Consider the following 19,456-nt stretch of genomic DNA (forward strand, 5'->3'; position numbering starts at 1 on the left):
CAAAAATGCGACCGGGCTGAAGAAAAGGGATGATTCCACGCAAGTGGAAAGAGCATCGGATTCAGTCCCAAAAGTGGATTCCACTTTGGGGTCCGATGCTCTAGCGCGGCCCGCCGAGTCCGCACGATGCGCTAGAGCAAGTATTCTGACCGGATCAGAATGCTTTCTATATCTTTTAGATGAAGGATCGCTCTTCGCGAAGAAATGGCTCCCAGAGAGGGCCTCGAACCCCCACGCCTTTCGGCCGCGCGTCAACAGCACGCTGCGTCTTCCAATTCCGCCACCTGGGATTATACGTTGTCAGTACTCGATGAGCTGACGGACCATTCTGGAGAAAGCTCTGCATCTCCTTATGTCGCCATCCGCATAATTGTAGCTGAATCCTGCATAGACAGACCATATCTAGAAAGACGGAGTTATTGCGACCGCGAATTACTCCAAATGATCGTTGCCGTGCGCGGTGCCTGCAGGACGATCAACTGCCGTACGGCACCCACTTTCCGGCCGCCGGCTTTGTCATGGGAGATCGGATCCGAGGCAAGAGACTTGGGTCGTTAAGAGGCTTCGATGATTGCAGTCTCCGCACGCCATTGAATGATTGCATCCGACCCGAACAAGCGTAGTTCCTGTGGCGGCAGGGGTACAGAGAAAGCGCTACAGTATCAAATGTTGGAAGTGGACTTGCACTTGTGGGCTTCCGGGCGGACGGCAGCGTTGCACCTGCCGAGCGGCCTCTCGTCCAACGGGCTGTTGTGAAAACTGAGGTTTCGGGGGATGGCAAATGAACCCTTGCCACCCCCGCAGGCCGTCCCTCGATTGTCGCGACGTCCTGCTGCCGCTTTGGGCAGCTCTCTCCCTAAACCGTAGGCCTGGGTCACGGCCTGCCATTAACCGAGGTTAGTTTTGGGGCCCTACAGACGCCAGTCGGACAACACCTACGGATTGTTCCGCAAGCGTTCGGTTCGAACGAACGTCGACCTTCAACCAAGAAGCCTCGAATCCAGAAAGTCTCGAAAGGGTTACGTAAAAACCCGTCGTAATCCTACCCGTGCCACCACGCTTGTTAATCTAAGTTAATTCCGCCATCTCTTGGGTCCAAGCAGCAATAACAACAAGCAATAACAACAAGAGGAAATAATGCTTCACAGACCCCGTCAGACCTACCATAGGCACTCACTCAGCCTTACTGCCACCATGCGGGAGGTTACTCATACTCTCGGTGACATTGACTTCGCTGCCGAGCTTGAATTGGAAAATACCGAGGCGAGAGCGATCGACCCAGAGCTGAAAGCGTACATCAAGGACAGGATAAGGGTCGCTCATTGGGAGCGACGTCAGCCTTATCTCGACCTCCTTGAGACGTTGCGGTGGCAACAGCATCGCCGCCCCTTCGCATCATGAAGACGTCAAGGTTTCAATGACCAATCCTCAACCCGAGTCACTGAACAGCCCAGCTGCACGAAGCATATGGGCCGCCATGGATCGCATCCGAAATCACGCGGGAACCGGCAGGACTATCGTTAGAGGCACATAGTGGCGTGCATGAAAGCAGAACCTCAATCCACTCTTCTGATGCGCATAGCCTGGCTTGAGCGCGAGCTTGCGGCCTTGGAAGCAGAGATCGTACGAATTCAATGGATCAAGAGCTTGAACCGGGCCGACACGATGACCTTGCTCTTGGAGGGCGCGCGTACTTCCCAAGAGGCTTGTACTCTGAAAAGGGGCATTAGGCAGGCTTTGCTGTACGCCTTCAACATTCAATACCGGGAGGAACGACCATGATCGACAATCGTTACGAACTGGACTCTCTTATCAGAGCTTACGAGTCCGAGGCTCAGACGCACATTGCCTATGCGCGGCGGGCACATACCGAGTTTCAACGCTCCTTCCACGAGCGGCGAGCCACTGAGGCACTTCAGAAAGCCCAGAAATATCGTCAGGAATTGCAACATCCCTTTCATGACGGGTGAGTGTAGCACCGGAACGGCGGGTATCACCGACGGCTGTTCTCAAGCTCGGCCGATCGAAAGATGAGCATAGGTGGAAAAGTGAGGAACGTCTCGGGGTAGTCGGCGCGTTGTATTGCCGACGTCCAAGACAGCAAGGGGGACTCACGCAAGCGCCGCCATCGTTTCTGCTTTTGCGAGGTCCCGCCGCTGCGGCCGACGCCAGATTGCGTAATTCCGTTTCAGACACCAGATCAGTCCCTTATTATTGCCAGGGAGAGACAATGTCCGCCACCCAACGCTTCAGCCAGGCGCCGCCGGATAGGGCGAATGAGCTCTTTGAAAAGCTTCTTGCGACTTCCGATAGCGCAATCAAGACTCGTGAGCGTCTGTTCGCCAGCCTGAAGGAAGAACTGGAACTTTTGGCCTCCTTGCAGGAGGAATATCTGTTTCCTGTTCTCCGGCAGCACGGAATGCAGGAACTCGCGCGCGAGGCCAACAACGACAATGAGCAAACCAGTGCTCTCTTGGGCGATCTCGACACGATGCCGAAGAACAGCACCGAGTTTCTCGCCAAGGTCGGCGAGCTAAGACGCATTTTTCAACAACACATTCGGGACGACAGAAAAGAGCTGCTTCCAGCCGTGCTCAAGGTTCTGAGCAACGAAGAGGTCGAGGCCGTTGTCGAGAAAGTGGAGGATGATATGGCAAGTATCGATGAGGCAAAACGCGCAGAGGCCCGCCGATCGCGCGAGCAGGTTGCGACCGTTCAGCGGGTGACGGAAGATGTGGCCGACACGCTGCGGGCCAGTGTCGAAAGTGCCCAAACCTTGGCTCAAGCCCTGCAGGAGGCCATGGAGACCGGTTTCGGAGCGCTCTCCGAACTGACCCGTCACTCGACGGGCCATGGCCTGGTGCTCGCGGGGCACCACGACAACGGAGCGCTGGGCCTGAGCGAAGACGCAGCGCACAATTTGCGTGCGGTTGCTCAGTCAAGCACGGCACTCGCCCGAGGCCTGCAGGAGGTCTCTCGCGAGGTGGTCGACCGCAGTCAGAAGCGCCTGCAACGAAACCTTGATGGCCTGCAGGTATTGGCCCGCTCCCGGACGATGACGGACTTCGTTGAGGCGCACACGACGCTCCTTCGAGATAACCTGGAGCAGACGATGGAGAACAGCCGGCGTATCGCCGAGATCACGATCCAGATGGCTGAGGAGGCTACACGGGTCGTGACCATGCAGGCTGAAAAAACCGCTGAGCGGGTCGGTCGCGCAGCGTAAGCCTCTCGGTTCAAGAGAAACGCTCCCGGATCAGGGACTGGGAGCGTTGATCCAGAGCAGCCAGACATCGAGGGTGGGCTTCCGGATGCCTCATCTGCCGACTTAGCGCATCGCTCTTGCGAAAAACCGGGTCCACTTTTTCGCACGATGCGCTAGCAGGTGGTCAGCTTTGTCGATCCTGTGATTTTGCCTGTAAGCCTGCCATAACCGCGATCTGTACCAATTCAGGAAGGCTATGAGCGCCCAGCCGTTCCATGATGCGGGCCCGATGCGCTTCGACTGTCCGCGGGCTCAGCCCAAGATCTCGTGCGATGGTCTTGTTGGTGCCTCCGGCCAGCAATCCATCCAACACCTCCCGCTCCCGTACTGGCAGCGCTGTAATGAGCCCCTTGACCCGTTCGGTGGCCTGATCGCGCTCGGCCCGCTCACGGATAGTCGTCTGAGCGGAGGCGAGCGCCTCCAGAAGCTGCCCGGGCCGATACGGCACGTCGAGATAATCCGCTGCGCCCGCCTTCATCGCCTGGACCCCAACCGTAACATCCCCAAGCGCCTCGCCGATCACGATCACGGGCAGGCCGCTACGTCGAGCCTTCAACTCTTTCGGGATCAGCAAGTCGCCAGCCTCGGGATTGCGGATATCGAGCACCACGCAGCCGGGCACCAACACTGGCGCGATCTCCAGGAAAGATTGAGCCGAGGCAAACGCCTTCACCACATAGCCGGCTTCCTGGAGCAGCAGGCACAGATCCCGGCGGGACGCGTGGTCGCAATCGACCACGTAGACCGCGGTCCCATCATGAAGCGTAACGTCCTTGGCGATGCCGCCGATCCGCCGGATCCTCCCTTGCTCATCAAGGATCGGGAAGCTGGTGGAGTGAATGTGACGCATGCTCCCGTCCGGCCGAACGATGCGGTACTCGTAAACGACGGTTTCGCCCTTCATGACACGTTCGGTGGTCTGGATCGCACGCGCTCGATCCTCTGGATGGGCAGTCTCGGCCCATTGGTCACGGTACTGGAAATTCTCCGGAGACTGGCCCCAGATCCGCTCCACGGCCGGGCTGATGTACTCGATCCGTAAGGTTTGGGCATTCAGGATCCAGAGCATGTCGGTCGAGTGCTCGGCAAACTGCCGGAAGCGCTCCTCGCTCTCCCGAAGGGCCGTTTCGGCCCGCGCTCTGAGGATCGAAGTCCAGGTGCGCTCGGCCACCTCCTGCACCAGCGTCACCTCATCGTCGCGCCAATGACGAAGCTGGGCCTGATGGACGTAGAGGGCCGCGACGAGGCGATTGTCCCGAAGGAGCGGCGCGATGATGCTGGCACGCTTGCCGGCGCGGAGGAACGCACCGGCAGAACCCTCCTCCGCCGTGCGTGCGTCCGTCAAGGCATCATCGATCTGCACCGTATGCCCAGCCTTCAATTCATCCTCGAGGAGCGTTCCGAAGTCACGGACCAGGTATCGTCCCGCAAAGGTCGGGGCTTCTCCCTCGCTCCATTCGCGCTCGACGGTGAAGAACTCACCGGATTCGCTGAACTCGGCATATCCAACGCGACTTGCCTTCAGATGCCGACCGAGCATTGCGGCGGCCGTGACCGTGACATCTCGCACCTCGGCTATGCCGCGCAAGCGGGTGCTCAGGTCGATCAGGAACCGGAGCCGCTGCTCTCCAAGGACCCGCTCCGTGGTCTCATGGACAATGATGAGAACGCCCCCCACATCGCCAGTCTCGATCGTAACCGGGCTGAACGAGGCATTCCACCATGTCGCCTCAGGATAACCCTTGCGCTGCACAATCCAGACAGGCACGTCGGGGATGTATATCGCTTCGCCGCGATACGCGCGCGCGACAAGCAGCGAGGCGACATCCCAGATTTCGGCCCAGGCTTTCGGTAGGGGCTGTCCAAGTGCCTCTGGTCTGATGCCTCGCAACGGAAGACAGGCGTCATTGTAGAAGGTGGTCAGTTCCGCCCCCCAGAGCAGATAGGTGGGCATCTTGGATCGGAGCAGGTTGCCGAGCGTGATTCGGAGTGAGGGTGGCCAAGTCTCGATCGGGCCGAGCGGGGAGGATGACCAGTCATAGGCCTGGATACGGGCGCCCATGGTGCCGTCACTCGTCAGGAGCTGCATGGTGTTCAAGCCGCGAACCTCCTTCCTCAGGTGACTATGCCCGGTCAATCTTGTCCATATCGCATTGCCACTTTTGCATCCGAAATATATGCCTTGCTCGTCGGACGCGGGAGATCGCGTTCAGGATGCGTCGCCGATCAACCCAGCCCCGGTTGAGTCCGTATTCCTACGTCGTAGTGTCCCGACATGACGGATTGAATATTCCTGGCTATCTAGAGCTCCCGACCCTGTGAGTTTTGCCCCTTCGGGCCGGACCCTGAAGCGCCCCTTACGACAACGGGCGCTTTCTTTTTACGATCCCAGGAACACTACGAGCGAGCCGACCCTGTCGATCATTCCCGACCGGGTGAGGCTTTGAAGGAAATGCGGGAGGCCTCACTCCTCATTCGCCTCAGATCGAGTTTGCCTGTATTTGAAGGCCCGACCTTCCATCATTCAACTCGTTTCTCACCAAGATGACATCCGACCTCTTCTCGAAAGCCCAGGAACGGCGTCCTAAGCCCCTCGCCGCCGAGATTCGCCCGCACACACTCGATGAGCTTATCGGACAGCGGCACATCCTTGGTCCAAACGGGCCGTTGCGCCGACGCGTCCAGGCAGGACGTCTCGGAACGGTCATCCTCTTCGGCCCGCCAGGGGTTGGAAAGACGACGATCGCCCGAGCAATCGGGCAGGAAATGCGGAAGGAGTTCCGCTCCCTTCACCCGGCCAGCAGCAACGTCTCCGACATCAAGGCGGTGGCTCAGGAAGCTCGTGCCAAGGACGTCCTGGTCTTCATCGACGAGATCCATCGATTCAGCAGTGCGCAACAGGACTATCTGCTCGACCTCACCGAAACCGGCACGTTCGACCTGATTGCGGCCACGACCGGCAATCCCTATCACGTGCTCACGCCTGCGCTGGTCTCCCGGGCCTCGATTTTCCAGCTTGAACCCCACTCTCTGGACGACCTGAAGAACGTCGTCGAGCGAGCCGTGGACTTTCTCGCGCAGCAAAAAGGTCTGGATGTCCGTCTCGACGGCGAGGCGCTGAAGCAGCTCACCGGACGAGCGGGAGGGGACGCCCGCCGGGTTCTGAATGCCCTCGAGACACTGGTGCTCGGATCGCCCCCCGGCACGACCGTCCCGATCACCGGGTCTATGGTGGACGAGGTCTATCAAGCCTCACCCCTCCCCTTCGACAGAAAGGGTGACTTTCACTACGATACGATCTCGGCTTTCATCAAATCGATGCGCGGATCCGACCCTGATGCTACGCTTTATTGGTTGGCCCGCCTCATTCATTCGGGTGAGGATCCCCGTTTCATCGCGCGCCGCATCCTCATCCATGCCTCGGAAGATGTCGGACTTGCTGACAACACAGCCCTTCAAACAGCTGCTGCCGCTCTCACGGCCGTCCAGCACGTCGGCTACCCGGAGGCCCAGATCGTCCTCGCCCATGCCGCCTTGCATATCGCGCGCGCTCCGAAATCGAATTCGGCGTGCCGCGGCATTGGCGCGGCGATGTCTTATGTCAAATCCCAGCCGATGATCTCCGTGCCACCGCACCTGCGGGACGGACATTATGCTGGAGCAGCTAAACTGGGCCATATCGGTTACCAATTCCCGCATGACGATCCACGAGGATGGGTCGATCAGACCTACGCTCCTGGAATCCGGTCCGGCCAGTTCTATCAGAGCGACGGCCGCGGCGGTCACACGTTCGAGGCACGAGCCGATGCCTGGTGGGAGCGCGTGACAGGCCAGCCGCAGCCACAATATGGGCAGGACGATCCAGATCCGGACGACTAGAGCATCGGACGTGAAAAGTGGACTCCACTTTTCACGTCCGATGCTCTCGCGACACTGCAGCCCGACGCCAATGTGGCGCCGCCACACGCAACAAGACGCTGGCGCAAGCCCTAAGGCGGAGGAGCGGCCTTTTGTCAGGGACACAGGTTGGTCGAATCCGTGCAGCCTCAAAATGCTCCAAGAGTCTCGGGGGCCGCATTGCCGTCTCTACTCGGGTGTCGTCACTTTCCCGTTGGGATCAGCTGGTGTGATTGGGCTGAGTATGCGGGTCCTGCTGCAAGCAGCGACGTCTTGGAGCGCGCATGAACTCGCGTTATCCGGAAAGGGAGCGGCTGCTGGCTACTCCGAAATAGCACAGTCCGTCGCCCGGCCTTGCCGTGCTGTTCGGAAAGATGATGAAGCCATCCTTCGAAGCCGTTATCGCCTGCCCATCGGTGCGGCGGACGATCACCTGTCCGGCAGCGATCGCATCTCCGGTTCTCCAATCGCCCTCCAGGCGATCGCCTTCGGCCTCACAGACGAAGATATCCGTCACTTGAATCACGGTCTCGGCCGCAACCTTCGGCGGCGGAGCATCGATCAGCCCGAGATGTGCGAGAGCATTGACGATTGCCGTATACCCGACCTCGGCGGCATGGGGATCGTCATGCGAGCCACATTCCAGAGTGACGCCGTAGCCGCCCGCAAAACGCATATATTCGGTGGTGCCGACGCCCTCCGAAATCACCCTGCTCGCATGGCCGAGCCGCTTGCGCTCCTTGAGAAAGCGGCCATAGACGTCAAGCCAGCCGTGGATGACGACGGCGGTACCGAGCCTTGCCGCAAAGGCGCCCTCGGCCGCGGCATACCGGAACGGCTCGGTGGGTCCGATATTGTCGAGAGGACCAGCGAAAATGAACGGCTCGCCCTCGCCTCGGAATGAATGGAGGTCGAGCAGGACATCGTGCTCCCGCAACAGCGCACAGATATGATTGCTGACCCGGTCCTCGTAATCCTCCGGGATCGTCTTCTCGCGCAGATCCCTGTTCAGGTTGCGGTCTCCCTCCCGTGTGCCTTGGCGATAGGCTTTCATGTTGGCGACAGGCAGGAAGGTGACCTCGCCCCGCCGAATCGCAAGACGGTCCGCGCGGCAATCGTCGATTGCGCGCAGAATGGCCTGCGGACCGCAAGTTTCGTTGCCGTGGACGGCCCCGATGACGATCAGCTTCGGCCCCCGGTCGAGTCCGGTGAAGCGCACCGTCTCGACGGGAGTCTTCGGATCAAGCCGTTCGCGATCATCGGCATGCGCGTAGCCGATATCGATCAGCATTCCGGGCCTCAGGCGCCGGACCAGGTCGGACATCCGCTCCTTTGGAATCCCGATGCACCCGGCGGTGCCGCTCATATCGGCCCGCGCGGCATGGATGAAGATGGCGCTGCCGCGACCGATCTCGGGAACAGAATCGTTGAACCCGATCGGAATGATCACATCGAAGAGGCGTTCCGGGCGGGGTCTCGACAGCCTCTCGGCGGAGCGCTCGTCGTTCTCGGAGAAGACCAATCGGTTGTACTCGCTCCCCTCTTCCTCCCAGATCATGTCGTCCGAGAGCGGAACAAACGGAAATGCAAGATCGCGCGGGAAGTCCGGAAGGGCGGCGCGATCGAAGAAGCCATAGCGCAATGGAAAAACCCCTATCGGGGTCCGCGTGTCCCCCTCGCGCTTGAAGGACGCCTGAACAAGTCCGCCTGCCCCGACGGTGCACGGGATCGTCCAGTCGCCCATCGTCAACTGACCAAGATGGGAGCCTCCCTCACGGGGTACGCGAACGATGATCTTCGGAACGCTGGTCATGGCGGTATGCTGCTCCCGGGCTGTCACTCAAAATGAATCGGAGGAAGGTCTCGTGAAGATCCCCTCAGCCCGACGAGATCAGCATTTCGTCCGGAACGGTGATCTCGTGAGCTCGGCGGCATCGGACGAAATGGGCTTCCCCGATCCCCTCCAGCTCTGGTACTGGCGGAATGCGACAGATCTCACGCGCTTCGGGACAACGCGGGTGAAAGCCGCATCCAGCCGGCACGTTGAGCGGGTTGGGAATCTCGCCACTGATCTTTTCGCCGCGGCTACGGCTGAAAGGATCAGGAATTGCCGAGATGAGCGCCCGGGTATATGGGTGCCGCGGCTTCGTGAAGATCGATTCCCAGCCTCCGGTTTCGACAATGCGGCCGAGATACATGACGGCGACCCGGTCGCTCATATGTTCGACGACGCCGAGATCGTGGCTGATCATGATGTAGGAGAGGCCGAGCGTCTCCTTGATCTCCAGGAGCAGATTGATGATCTGCGCCCGGATAGAGACATCGAGGGCCGAGACCGGCTCATCGAGGATGATGATCTTCGGTTCCAGAATGAGTGCGCGCGCAATGCCGATCCGCTGGCGCTGACCACCGGAGAATTCATGCGGATAACGCTCGGCATGATCCGGCCTCAGGCCGACACGCCCAAGGATCTCGGCAATACGCCCCTCGATCTCGCTCCGTGTCGTGATTCCATGGAGGCGAAGCGGTGCTTCGAGGGTCTTACGGACGGTCTGACGCGGATTGAGCGACGAATACGGATCCTGAAACACCATCTGGGCGATGCGCGCGCGTGTCTTCCGGTCCATCCCCTCGCTTGAGACCTCATGCCCGTCGAGAACGATCCGTCCGCGGGTCGGCTCCTGAAGGCCGAGAAGCGTGAGTGCCAGGGTCGACTTTCCGCAGCCCGACTCGCCCACGAGGCCGAGACATTCGCCACGCTTCAATTCGAGATCGACGCCATCCACCGCGTGGAGGAAGCGGCGCTGGCCGCTGAAAAGCCCACCTCCCATCGGGAAATGAACGGCGAGGTCCTCGACCTTGAGGATCGTGTCGATAGGGGAACTATTCATGGTAGTGACACCGTACGAAGCCTCCGCTGGCAAGCGCCGTTATGCCGGGATCTTCCGCTTGGCAGCGCTCGGTGGCGGCATAGCAGCGAGGATTGAAGCGACACCCGGTCGGGAAGGCTGAGACAGGCGGGACAACGCCGGTAATCTCCTTGAGGCGCTGGCGGCCATGGCGCGCACGGGCTCCGAGCAATGGCAACGAGGCCACGAGGCCGCTCGTATAAGGATGGCTCGGCGAACGAAATACATCCTCCGCCGGGCGCTCCTCGACGAGCTTCCCTGCATACATGACGCCGACGCGGCGGCACATATTGGCGATGAGGCCGAGATCGTGGCTGATCATCAGAACAGCGGTGCCCTTGGCGGCCGAGAGCTCCCGGATGAGATCGAGGATTTCGGCCTGTACAGTCACGTCGAGCGCGGTCGTCGGCTCATCGGCCAGGAGCAGGTCCGGACCGCAGGCCAGGGCGATTGCGATCATGACACGCTGGCGCATCCCCCCCGACAGCTGGTGCGGATAATCCTTGACCCGGCGTTCGGGCGCCGGAACACGCACGCTGGCGAGCGCCTCCACGGCCAGGTTCTCGGCCTCCTTCCAGCTCGCCCTCTTGTGCAGCACGAACATCTCGGCGATTTGACGGCCGACCGGTGACAAAGGATTGAGGGCCGTCATCGGCTCTTGGAAGATCATGGAGATGCGGTTGCCGCGCAGCTTGCGCATCTCCGAGGCCGGCAGCCCCTGGATCTCGCGACCGTCGAAACGGATTTTTCCACCCCCGACCAGCAGAGGGTCCCGCAGAAGGCCAATCAGCGAGAGGGCCGTGATGCTCTTGCCACAGCCGGATTCACCCACGAGGCCGAGCGTCTCGCCGCGGTTGATGGTGAAGGAAACATCCTGCACGGCAGCGAAGCGCTTGCTGCCGAGTACCAGATCGATCCTGAGATTTTCGACCTCGAGAAGCGGCTGTCCCGTCATGCGCGCCGTGTCCGTGCTTGGGGATCAAGGATGTCGCGCAAGCCGTCTCCAAGCAGGTTCAGGCCCAGAACCGTCATGAAGATCGCGAGCCCGGGAAAGATCGAAATCCATGGCGCTGTGGTGATTTGATCGCGGGCATCCGACAACATGCTGCCCCAGCTCGGATAAGGCGGCCGAATGCCGAGCCCGAGGAACGAGAGAGCGGCCTCGGCCAGGACGGCGCCACCCATGCCGAGGGTACCGATAACGATGATCGGCCCCAGCATGTTCGGCAGGAGCTGTGTCAGCATGATCCGGATATCGCCGTATCCGAGCACTTTGGCTGCCTGGACATAGCCCTGGCTCTTCAGTGACAACGCCGAGGCCCGCGCCAGTCGGCACGTGAAAGACCAGTTGGTGAGTCCGAGCGCGATCAGCAGGCTGGTCAGGCCCGGATTGAGGATCGCCATGATGGCCAGTGCGAAGACGAGAGATGGGATCGCCAGCATCATGTTGGTCAGGCCGCTGACGAAATCGTCCCACCAGCCGCCCCAGTAGCCTGCCGATAGCCCCAAACACACCCCGATGACCGTGTTGATGAGCTGCGACACGATGCCGACGGTCAGCGAGATCCGGGCACCATAGAGAACGCGGCTGTAGATGTCGCGCCCTTGCCCGTCGGTGCCAAACCAGAATTCACTGCCGGGAGGCTCCTCCGCATACATCAGATTGGCACCCATGACCGGGTCGGTGTGCGCCAAGAGGGGAGCGCAGAGGCCCGCGATGATCACGCCGGCGAACAGCACGCCTCCAATCACGAGATTGGCTCTGAACTTCATGTCATGGCCTCACGTGTACTTGATGCGCGGATCAATGATTGCGCAGAGAACATCGACAAGCATGTTGATGAAAAGGAACAGGAGAACGATCACCAGGATCGAGCCCTGAACCACGGGAATGTCGCGCAAGGTCACGCTGTCGACCAGAAGCGACCCGAGCCCCGGCCACGAAAACAGTTTCTCGATCACCACAGCCTGGCCGATCACGGTGCCGAATTGCAGGCCGATGGTCGTGAGGATGATGACGAGAGCATTGCGGGTCAGATGCCAGCGAACGACCCTGCCCTCGCTCATGCCCTTCGAGCGGGCCGTGCGAACGAAATCGGCATTCATGATTTCGAGCACGGCGGCTCTGGTGGTTCGAGCCATCAGAGCCAACGGTGCGACACCGAGCGCGACGGCCGGCAGGATGAGATAGCGCGGGCTCCCGCCGCCATAGCCGAAACTCGGAAGCCAGCCGAGCAGCAGCGCGAACACGTACATCAGCATCAGGCCGAGCCAGAACTTCGGCAATGACAGTCCCGATACCGCGCCGATCATGGAGACGGTGTCGATCCAGCTTCCCGGTCTCAAGGCGGCGATGAAGCCCAATGGCACTCCGACGATGATGGCGAACAGCATCGCGGCCATCGCGAGCTGCGCCGTCGGCCACAAGCGATCGGCTATGACATGTGTGACGGGCTGCCTTGTTCGGAAGGAGTTACCGAGATCGAAGGTTGCGAGCTGAGCGACATATTTCCCGAACCGGACATGGACCGGGTCATTCAGACCGAACTCTTCGTTCATGCGCTGCATGACTTCAGCGTCCAGCACGCTGCGCCCATCGTCGCTCATGCTCGACGCAAAGGAGCCCGGAATGACGCTGAACATGACGAAGATCAGAGCCGAGACGGCCAGGATGATAGGCAATGTCTGCAGCAAGCGCCGCACGATGAATGAAAGCATTCAAGGCTCCTGACCACCACCCCAGACATAGACCCGGGGTGGCGGGATCTGCATTCATGGAATTGTGCGCTTGTTCGAACTCAGCCTATTTCGCGGCAGGCGAAGAGGTATCGACCCACATGTCCTCATAGTTCTGAATCGCCAGCTCGGTGGCATTCGGCTGCAGCCCCTTGAGCCAAGGCTGGTAAGCCATGATGGCCTTATTGTAGTTGAACCACCACATCGGCACCTCCTCGCGGAGGATGGCGTTCGCCTTTTTCAGGCTCTCGAGTTTCTTGGCCGGATCGTCGGTTGCCGTCGCCTCATCCAGGATCTTGTCGAACTCGGCGTTCTTGAACTGAGTATAGTTACAGGCCGATTGCGGCGTCGCCGAGTGGAAACATTTGAGCGATGTCAACGGGTCGGGCCCGGAAGTCAGAGACCAGTTGAATGCCTGATAATCACCATTGCGGGCGACCTCGGACAGCACCGTACCTTCGACAGGCTTGATCTTGACCTTGATTCCAACCTTCTCAAGCATCGGAATGGCAGCCTCGGCGATGGGAATGCCCCAGCTTTCGTTGGAGGTCGCCGTCCACTCGAACTCGAACCCATTGGGGTAGCCAGCCTCGGCCAGGAGCTTCTTCGCCTTCTCCGGGTCGTATGGATACGGCTTCATGTCCTTGTCGTAAGCGGGAGACGAAATCGGAAGCCAGCTCGTCGCGCGATAAGCCTTGTCCTTTAAAAGCCTTTTGATGATGAGATCAGAATCGACCGCATAGTTGATGGCCTGCCGAACGCGCTTGTCGGCGAAGGGCTTGAAATTCGGATTGAAACCGGTGACGCGAGTATAGACCTCGGCGACTTCGAGCAACCCTTTCGAAAGATCCGGATCGGACTTGTAGGCGACGTACTGTGTCGGGCCGAGGATGGAAGCGTCGATCTCCTTGTTGCGGAAAGCGACATCGCGGGCCGCGGCCTCGCCCATGATCGAGACCGTAACGCGGTCAGCATAGGGCTTGCCGGGCTGATAGAATTTCTCCCAGCGCTCCGCAACGAGGCGCGAGCCGGGCACATACTCGACGAACTTGAACGGCCCAAGACCGATGGGTTTCGTCGCGAAGGAATCCTTCGCCGCCTCGTCTGCCGGGTAGATCGACGTCAGGGCGGCATAGAAATTGAAGCCGGGATCGACTTTCTCGGAGAGAGTCATCTCAAGGGTGAAGTCATCGATCTTCTTCAGACCGGAGATTTCCTTTGCCTGTCCCTTTTCGACGTCGATCGCACCCTTGATGATGCGCACGTAGCGTGCGCCCGGATAGGCCTTCGTGCCGTCCATCAGGCGGGTAAAGGTCCAGATTATGTCGTCGGCCGTCATCTTGCGACCGTTGTGGAAATAGGCGTCGTCCCGCAACTTGTAAGTATACACCAAGCCGTCACCCGAAACCTCAACCTCCTTCGCCAGATCAAGGACCGGCTTGTTGGCGTTCGAATCCCAGTTATAGAGCGCGCGGTGAATGGCTTTGGCCCAAATCTCGTCTTGGGCTCGGTTCGAGGTGTGAATGTCGAGATTCGCAAAACTCGATCCGTAAGGCGCGGTGAAGCGGATCGTACCGCCCGTCCTCGGGGTTTCCGCATAGGCGCCTGCGCTCATGGTGAGAGCGAGCGCAGTCGTGATAGCAAACTTCTTGAGCACGGCTGATCCTCCAAGCTGTGGTAGTCGCGGACGCGCCGGCTGGGTGCCGGCCCGCAAGATACGAACCCTCGTCGATGCAGTTCTATGTCAAGGCGCGTTCCCTTTATGGTTTTAGCTGACGCCAAGACGATCGTGAACGATCGAACCTCCCAGGATCGTAAGATCACATTGTGTCTTGTCAAGAATATCCTCTGGCGTAGCGCTCAGAAGATCGCGGGAAAAAACAGCGATATCCGCGAGTTGCCCGGGAACAATGCGCCCCTTCACATTCTCCATCTTCTGCGAGAAGGCCCCAAATTCCGTGTAGGCTTGAAGAGCCTCCTCGATGGATACCCGTTCGCTCGCATCCATCACCGTGCCTTTCCACGTCTTGCGGGTCAGCATGGCATAGAAATTCGGAAACGGGTTCGGCTCGCAGACCGGTGCGTCACTGCCCGTGGCAGGCTTGAGGCCGAGATCCATCCAAGTCTTGAATGGATAGCTTTTAAGGCCCCGCTCCTCTCCCAGAACCGATACATAGGCGTCGCCGAAGTCGTAGATAAAGACCTGCTGCGGGCAGGGATAGATGCCGGACTTGATCATGCGCTCGTGCTGCGCGGGCGTCGAGAAGCCGCAATGCTCAATGCGATGCCGCCGGTCCGGATCGGGCATAACCGAGAGCGCGCGCTCGTAGGCCGAAATGAGTTGCTCGATGGCCGCATCGCCGATTGCATGGCAGATCAGCTGATATCCCTTTGCGTGAGCGTCCATGACGAGATCGTTCAACACGTCGTCCGGCATCATTTGCACGCCGGTCGTATCGTCGTCGCCGAGATAGGGCTTGGACATCCAGGCAGTGCGTCCGCCCGCCGATCCATCGAGGAAATACTTGATTCCTCCGATCATGAGCATGTCGTCCCCTGTGCCTGAGACAAGACCGGCTTCGTAGCATTGGGGAACGATGGATGTGTCGGGATCGCCCAGGAGAGCAAGCCAGGTTCGTACCGGCAGCCGGCCCTCTCGCTTCGCCCGGTGATAGGCCGCAATCTCGCCGAATCCGCCGCGCTGTCCGACGGCGGCATCCATGCAGCTGGTGATGCCGTATGAGAGCAAATGGCGCCCGCCGCGATCGATGGCGTTGACGAGGTCGTCCTCCGTGGGCGGTGGGATAACGGCCCAGACCGGCGCGCGGGCGTTTTCGGCCAGCAGCCCTGTCAGGCGCCCGTCCCTCTGCTCGATGAGCCCGCCGGGCGGTGTCGGCGAGGCTTCGTTAATTCCTGCCAGTTCCAGAGCGCGCGAATTGCACACGGAGACATGCCCGCAGGTTCGCACCAGCATCACGGGATTGTCGGGACTGACCCTGTCGAGCTCATCCCGGTGCGGATGCCGCTTCACGTCGAGCTTGGTTTGGTCGTAGCCACGCGCCAGGATCCACTCGCCGGGTTTAGCCTTTGCCGCTCTCTCGCCGATCGCCGCAAGGAGAGCTTCGAGCGTCGCAGCCGAGGAAGGCTTGGCATTGACCCAGTCCATCATGAGCCCAAGGGAAATCAGGTGCAGATGAGAGTCGTTGAGACCCGGCGTCGCGAGCCGCCCTCCGAGGTCGATGGTGCGTGTCGACGGACCGACGAGTGTTGCGATATCGGCTTCGCGGCCTGTGGCGAGAATACGATCCTGCCAGATCGCAACGGCCTCGACGACACCCTCTTCCCGACCGCACCAGATCGGACCATTCCTTAGGATGATATCGGCCTTGGGCCACGTCGTGCCCGGCTCCATCGAACCGGTGCTACGCGACCGATCACCAGAAATGCTCATTCCCTGTCCCCATGTGTGGCCTGATGTCCCAGGCGGTCTTCCTCGATTGAAAGGCGAAACTCTCGGATCAAACCACAGGGCTCAGATCTCATCCAGAGGCCATATCGGGCGCCTGACCTTCTTATAGGGACGCTCCCTGAAGTTGCGTGTCGACAAGGCACCCGTGTCCACCTCGAGAACCTCGCGCGCGATCGGCTCGAAGGCCGCGCGGAAATGCTGCATGGACTTGACGATGAGGGTCGATTTCCGCGTCGGATCTACGCCCAATGAGGTGAATTGCCCGAGATCGGTCGCTTGCCCGTTGTGGCTGATCACGATGATCTCTACGCCGCCGACCCGCAAGAGCAGACTCAGGCCATAGTTGCGCCGGGCACCGCCTCCCATTGGACCATAGGCAATAAACGAGCCATCCGTGATCGCGACCACATGGCCGGTGACCTCAAGAGGCCCACCGCCCATGGTCGGATCGACCTTCCCGCCGAGCTGAAGCGTCACGCGATGACCAACCCCGGCCGCCTGTGCCTGCAGAACGGCTTCAGGGTCGCAGATCGCATGGAATCCGACGTTCTGAAGATCAGCCTCCAATACGGCCTTGAGAAGGTTGGTCGCGTCCCCATAGGCACCAGAGCCGGGATTGTCGGAGTAATCTGCAATAATGAGGGGCTTGGTCGCGTTGGCCTCGCCCGACCTCGCCCGAGCGATGGCCTCGTCCAGTGGGGCGAAATGAATCGAAGAGAACTTCCGCTGATCCCACACGTAATCCATGAGCTCATCGGCGATGGCTTGGGCGGAGGAGCGATCGTTGCCCGTCACGGCGATCGAGGGACCGATGTCTTGGACGTCGGCAGACGAAAACCCCGCCTGAATGCTGACCACGAGGGCTCGGCCCGCAGCCTCGATCTGGTCGCCCCGGCGCAGAAGCTCCATCATGGGTGGTGAAGTGGTGCGCCCACCATCCAGAGCATACAGGATCGGGCGGCGGGCGACTGCGACTTGCGGCGTAGCCTGTTTCGACATGGCTTTTTCGAGAAGTTCCGCAGCCTGCCAGGTCCGCTCATACTGATCGATATGCGGGTAGGTCCGGTATGAGATGAGCGAGTTGGCGTTGTCCGCCATCTTTTGTGTCACCGTCGCATGCAGATCCAGCACCGCTATGACCGGGATATCAGCGCCAACCCGCGAGCGGATGCGGGCGAGAAGCTCCCCCTCCCCGTCATCGTGGGACTGTGTCGACATGGATCCGTGCAGGTGCAGCAAAATGCCGTCGACCCCATCGCAGGCGTTCAGGATCCGCTCGGACATGGCATCGAAAAAGACATCGGTCACACGACCTGACGGGTTGGCGGACGCTACGATGGGGTGGACCGCTCTCCAGCCGAATTCGTGCGCCGCCTCGAATGCGGCGCCCATCGAAGTGCGCGTACCGGTAAACGCGCCGGGAATGTCGTCATCAAGATAGTAACAACTGTTCCTGAAGGCGCCTTCATCCGTGACCTGCACACTGAACGTATTCGTCTCGTGCATGAATTCGGCCACAAGAACGCACTTCGTCATTTTGATTCACTCCCCACGGGCCCGGAGCTTTTACCCGTTGATTCCGGCCCGCCCTGCTGTCCCAGAAGGCCTGATGCAGCCCGTTGGGAAGGATGGTGACAAAGGCGAAATAATTCTTCAAATATCAACTTCTGCTCAATATATTCATTCTTGATATGGAAACGAACAAGTGTGACAATATCCGCTCGCCACATTGAAATTTTTCACGCTGTCATGTCATCAGGCAGTGTCACGCAAGCTGCCGCGGTCCTGCGCACCTCGCAGCCGACCGTGAGTCGAGAGCTCAAGGAGTTCGAGCGGCATCTCGGGTTTTCGCTATTTGCCAGGAAAGGCAGGTCTCTCGTTCCGACAGAGGCCGCGATTTCGTTGCACGGGGAAGTGCGCCGCTCGTTTATCGGGCTGGAGGAGATCGAGAGAACCGCCGAAGCCATCCGTGCAAACGCGTCCGTACAGATCAAGATCGTGTGCATGCCCGCTTACAGCACGACTCTTCTTCCCCCTCTATGCCGAGACTTTCTCCAGACGAACGAGTCCATCCGCTTGAGCATCTTCGCCCTTGGCAACGCAGTGACGACCACCGGCGTATCGGCCCAGCATTATGATCTTTGCATTGTGGAGGCCGATCTCGGTTTTACAGGCTGGACATCGGTCAGCATCAACGCCGGAGAGCAGGTCTGCATTCTGCCGACGGGACATCCGCTCACCCGCAAGTCCGTTCTTTCTCCCGCCGATTTTGAAGGCGTCAGCTTCATCTACTTCTCAGCCGACGATACATATCGGCGGAACCTTGACAACGTATTCAGGGAGCATGGGGTCACCCGTCACCTCACAATGGAAGTATCGACGGCGGCCGCGGTCTGCTCCCTCGTATCGCAAGGCATTGGAGTGTCGATCATCAACCCGATCAGTGCCATGCATTGCCTGGGTCAAGGTGTGGAGATGCGCCGCCTTTCGTTCGCTGTCCCCTATATGGTGCGCTTGCACCGGAACCAGCGTGCGGTCAGCCCACAGCCTCTGAACGCCTTTGCGGAGAACTGCATAGAGGCAATCAAGGACGGGAAACGTCAACTGGAGGACAATCTCGAGAGAGTAGCTGCCCGCTTCGCTTCAAAACACGGTGGTGGCCCTCTACATCTGATCAGGTGACAGCACCGAATGCCCGGAGCGCGTTCGAGTGCTGAAAGGATCGACGAATCCAAAGGGGCGCCGGGCCAGTCCTGCGAGTTGCCATCATCTCGCCAACCGTGCTCTGAGGATATGTAGCATCCGGCCGGGGTTCAGCAGCGCCGGTCGCACGGCGGTTTCATGTTCGGACAGATCACATCATTCAAGCACCGAAATCAGTCTATCGACACGTCAGCGGGTCCCGCTTGGCGGGGATGACGATAAAAAATATGTTTCCTTCCGGAGCGTCTTCAGCTAGTGGCAAGGAACAGCACGCGCCCGTAGCTCAGCTGGATAGAGCACCAGACTACGAATCTGGGGGTCAGAGGTTCGAATCCTTTCGGGCGCGCCATTTCCTGCATGAAAATCGAGCTTTTCCAGGCTCTCGACGCGAGCGCATCGTGCGAAAAAGCGGCCCCGGTTTTTCGCTCAAACGATGCGCTGTTCTATAGTCGGAGCTTCGAATTGCAATCTGACGGG

General features: G+C 59.9%; 14 protein-coding genes and 2 tRNA genes. 6 read left to right on the plus strand and 10 right to left on the minus strand.

All coding sequences use genetic code 11. The features are described 5' to 3' along the window. Nucleotides 1–205: 205 nt before the first annotated feature. Nucleotides 206–290, minus strand: a tRNA-Asn gene (locus AB8841_RS05615). A 1,252-nt stretch (nucleotides 291–1,542) separates the two neighbouring features. On the opposite strand from AB8841_RS05615, the gene AB8841_RS05620 reads away from it, so the two are divergent. From AB8841_RS05620 to AB8841_RS05630, 3 genes are all read left to right on the plus strand, one after another. After that, entirely contained in the window at nucleotides 1,543–1,782 is a 240-nt protein-coding gene (locus tag AB8841_RS05620) for a hypothetical protein (protein WP_370434848.1), read from the plus strand. Next, complete coding sequence (locus AB8841_RS05625; protein WP_370434849.1) at nucleotides 1,779–1,970, plus strand: hypothetical protein; 192 nt, start codon at nucleotides 1,779–1,781, stop codon at nucleotides 1,968–1,970. Before AB8841_RS05620 ends, AB8841_RS05625 begins: the two co-directional genes overlap by 4 nt. Before the next feature lie 260 nt (nucleotides 1,971–2,230). Then, a complete protein-coding gene (locus AB8841_RS05630; protein ID WP_370434850.1) occupies nucleotides 2,231–3,226 on the plus strand; it encodes a phasin family protein in 996 nt (331 codons plus the stop codon). Nucleotides 3,227–3,389: 163 nt separating this feature from the next. On the opposite strand, the gene AB8841_RS05635 is transcribed toward AB8841_RS05630, so the two are convergent. Continuing rightward, nucleotides 3,390–5,354, minus strand: a complete 1,965-nt coding sequence (locus tag AB8841_RS05635; RefSeq protein ID WP_370435547.1) for a PAS domain-containing protein — start codon at nucleotides 5,352–5,354, stop codon at nucleotides 3,390–3,392. Between the two features lie 455 nt (nucleotides 5,355–5,809). Between AB8841_RS05635 and AB8841_RS05640 the strand changes: the two genes are divergently transcribed. Beyond that, complete coding sequence (locus tag AB8841_RS05640; RefSeq protein ID WP_370434851.1) at nucleotides 5,810–7,144, plus strand: replication-associated recombination protein A; 1,335 nt, start codon at nucleotides 5,810–5,812, stop codon at nucleotides 7,142–7,144. A gap of 313 nt (nucleotides 7,145–7,457) precedes the next feature. Here the strand turns inward: AB8841_RS05640 and AB8841_RS05645 are convergent, their stop codons facing one another. From AB8841_RS05645 to AB8841_RS05680, 8 genes are all read right to left on the minus strand, one after another. Continuing rightward, nucleotides 7,458–8,975: a succinylglutamate desuccinylase/aspartoacylase family protein gene (locus tag AB8841_RS05645; RefSeq protein WP_370434852.1), complete on the minus strand. Its 1,518-nt coding sequence runs from the start codon at nucleotides 8,973–8,975 to the stop codon at nucleotides 7,458–7,460. A 64-nt stretch (nucleotides 8,976–9,039) separates the two neighbouring features. Continuing rightward, nucleotides 9,040–10,053: an ABC transporter ATP-binding protein gene (locus tag AB8841_RS05650; protein ID WP_370434853.1), complete on the minus strand. Its 1,014-nt coding sequence runs from the start codon at nucleotides 10,051–10,053 to the stop codon at nucleotides 9,040–9,042. Next, nucleotides 10,046–11,026, minus strand: a complete 981-nt coding sequence (locus AB8841_RS05655; RefSeq protein WP_370434854.1) for an ABC transporter ATP-binding protein — start codon at nucleotides 11,024–11,026, stop codon at nucleotides 10,046–10,048. The genes AB8841_RS05650 and AB8841_RS05655 overlap by 8 nt, the downstream gene beginning before the upstream one ends. After that, nucleotides 11,023–11,844: an ABC transporter permease gene (locus tag AB8841_RS05660; protein WP_370434855.1), complete on the minus strand. Its 822-nt coding sequence runs from the start codon at nucleotides 11,842–11,844 to the stop codon at nucleotides 11,023–11,025. The genes AB8841_RS05655 and AB8841_RS05660 overlap by 4 nt, the downstream gene beginning before the upstream one ends. A gap of 9 nt (nucleotides 11,845–11,853) precedes the next feature. Beyond that, nucleotides 11,854–12,789, minus strand: coding sequence for an ABC transporter permease (locus AB8841_RS05665; protein ID WP_370434856.1), 936 nt, complete (start codon nucleotides 12,787–12,789; stop codon nucleotides 11,854–11,856). Between the two features lie 85 nt (nucleotides 12,790–12,874). Further along, complete coding sequence (locus AB8841_RS05670; protein WP_370435548.1) at nucleotides 12,875–14,422, minus strand: ABC transporter substrate-binding protein; 1,548 nt, start codon at nucleotides 14,420–14,422, stop codon at nucleotides 12,875–12,877. A gap of 153 nt (nucleotides 14,423–14,575) precedes the next feature. Next, nucleotides 14,576–16,219: an amidohydrolase gene (locus AB8841_RS05675; protein WP_370435549.1), complete on the minus strand. Its 1,644-nt coding sequence runs from the start codon at nucleotides 16,217–16,219 to the stop codon at nucleotides 14,576–14,578. 120 nt (nucleotides 16,220–16,339) lie between these two features. Further along, a complete protein-coding gene (locus AB8841_RS05680; protein ID WP_370434857.1) occupies nucleotides 16,340–17,812 on the minus strand; it encodes a M81 family metallopeptidase in 1,473 nt (490 codons plus the stop codon). A 171-nt stretch (nucleotides 17,813–17,983) separates the two neighbouring features. On the opposite strand from AB8841_RS05680, the gene AB8841_RS05685 reads away from it, so the two are divergent. Together AB8841_RS05685 and AB8841_RS05690 are read left to right on the plus strand one after the other, a co-directional pair. Then, on the plus strand, nucleotides 17,984–18,958 hold the full coding sequence (locus tag AB8841_RS05685) for a LysR family transcriptional regulator (protein WP_370434858.1): 975 nt from the start codon (nucleotides 17,984–17,986) through the stop codon (nucleotides 18,956–18,958). A gap of 293 nt (nucleotides 18,959–19,251) precedes the next feature. Further along, nucleotides 19,252–19,328: transfer RNA gene (locus tag AB8841_RS05690), tRNA-Arg, on the plus strand. The last annotated feature ends 128 nt before the right edge of the window (nucleotides 19,329–19,456 follow it).

The sequence above is a fragment of the Microvirga sp. TS319 genome (assembly GCF_041276405.1).
Taxonomy (GTDB): Bacteria; Pseudomonadota; Alphaproteobacteria; order Rhizobiales; family Beijerinckiaceae; genus Microvirga.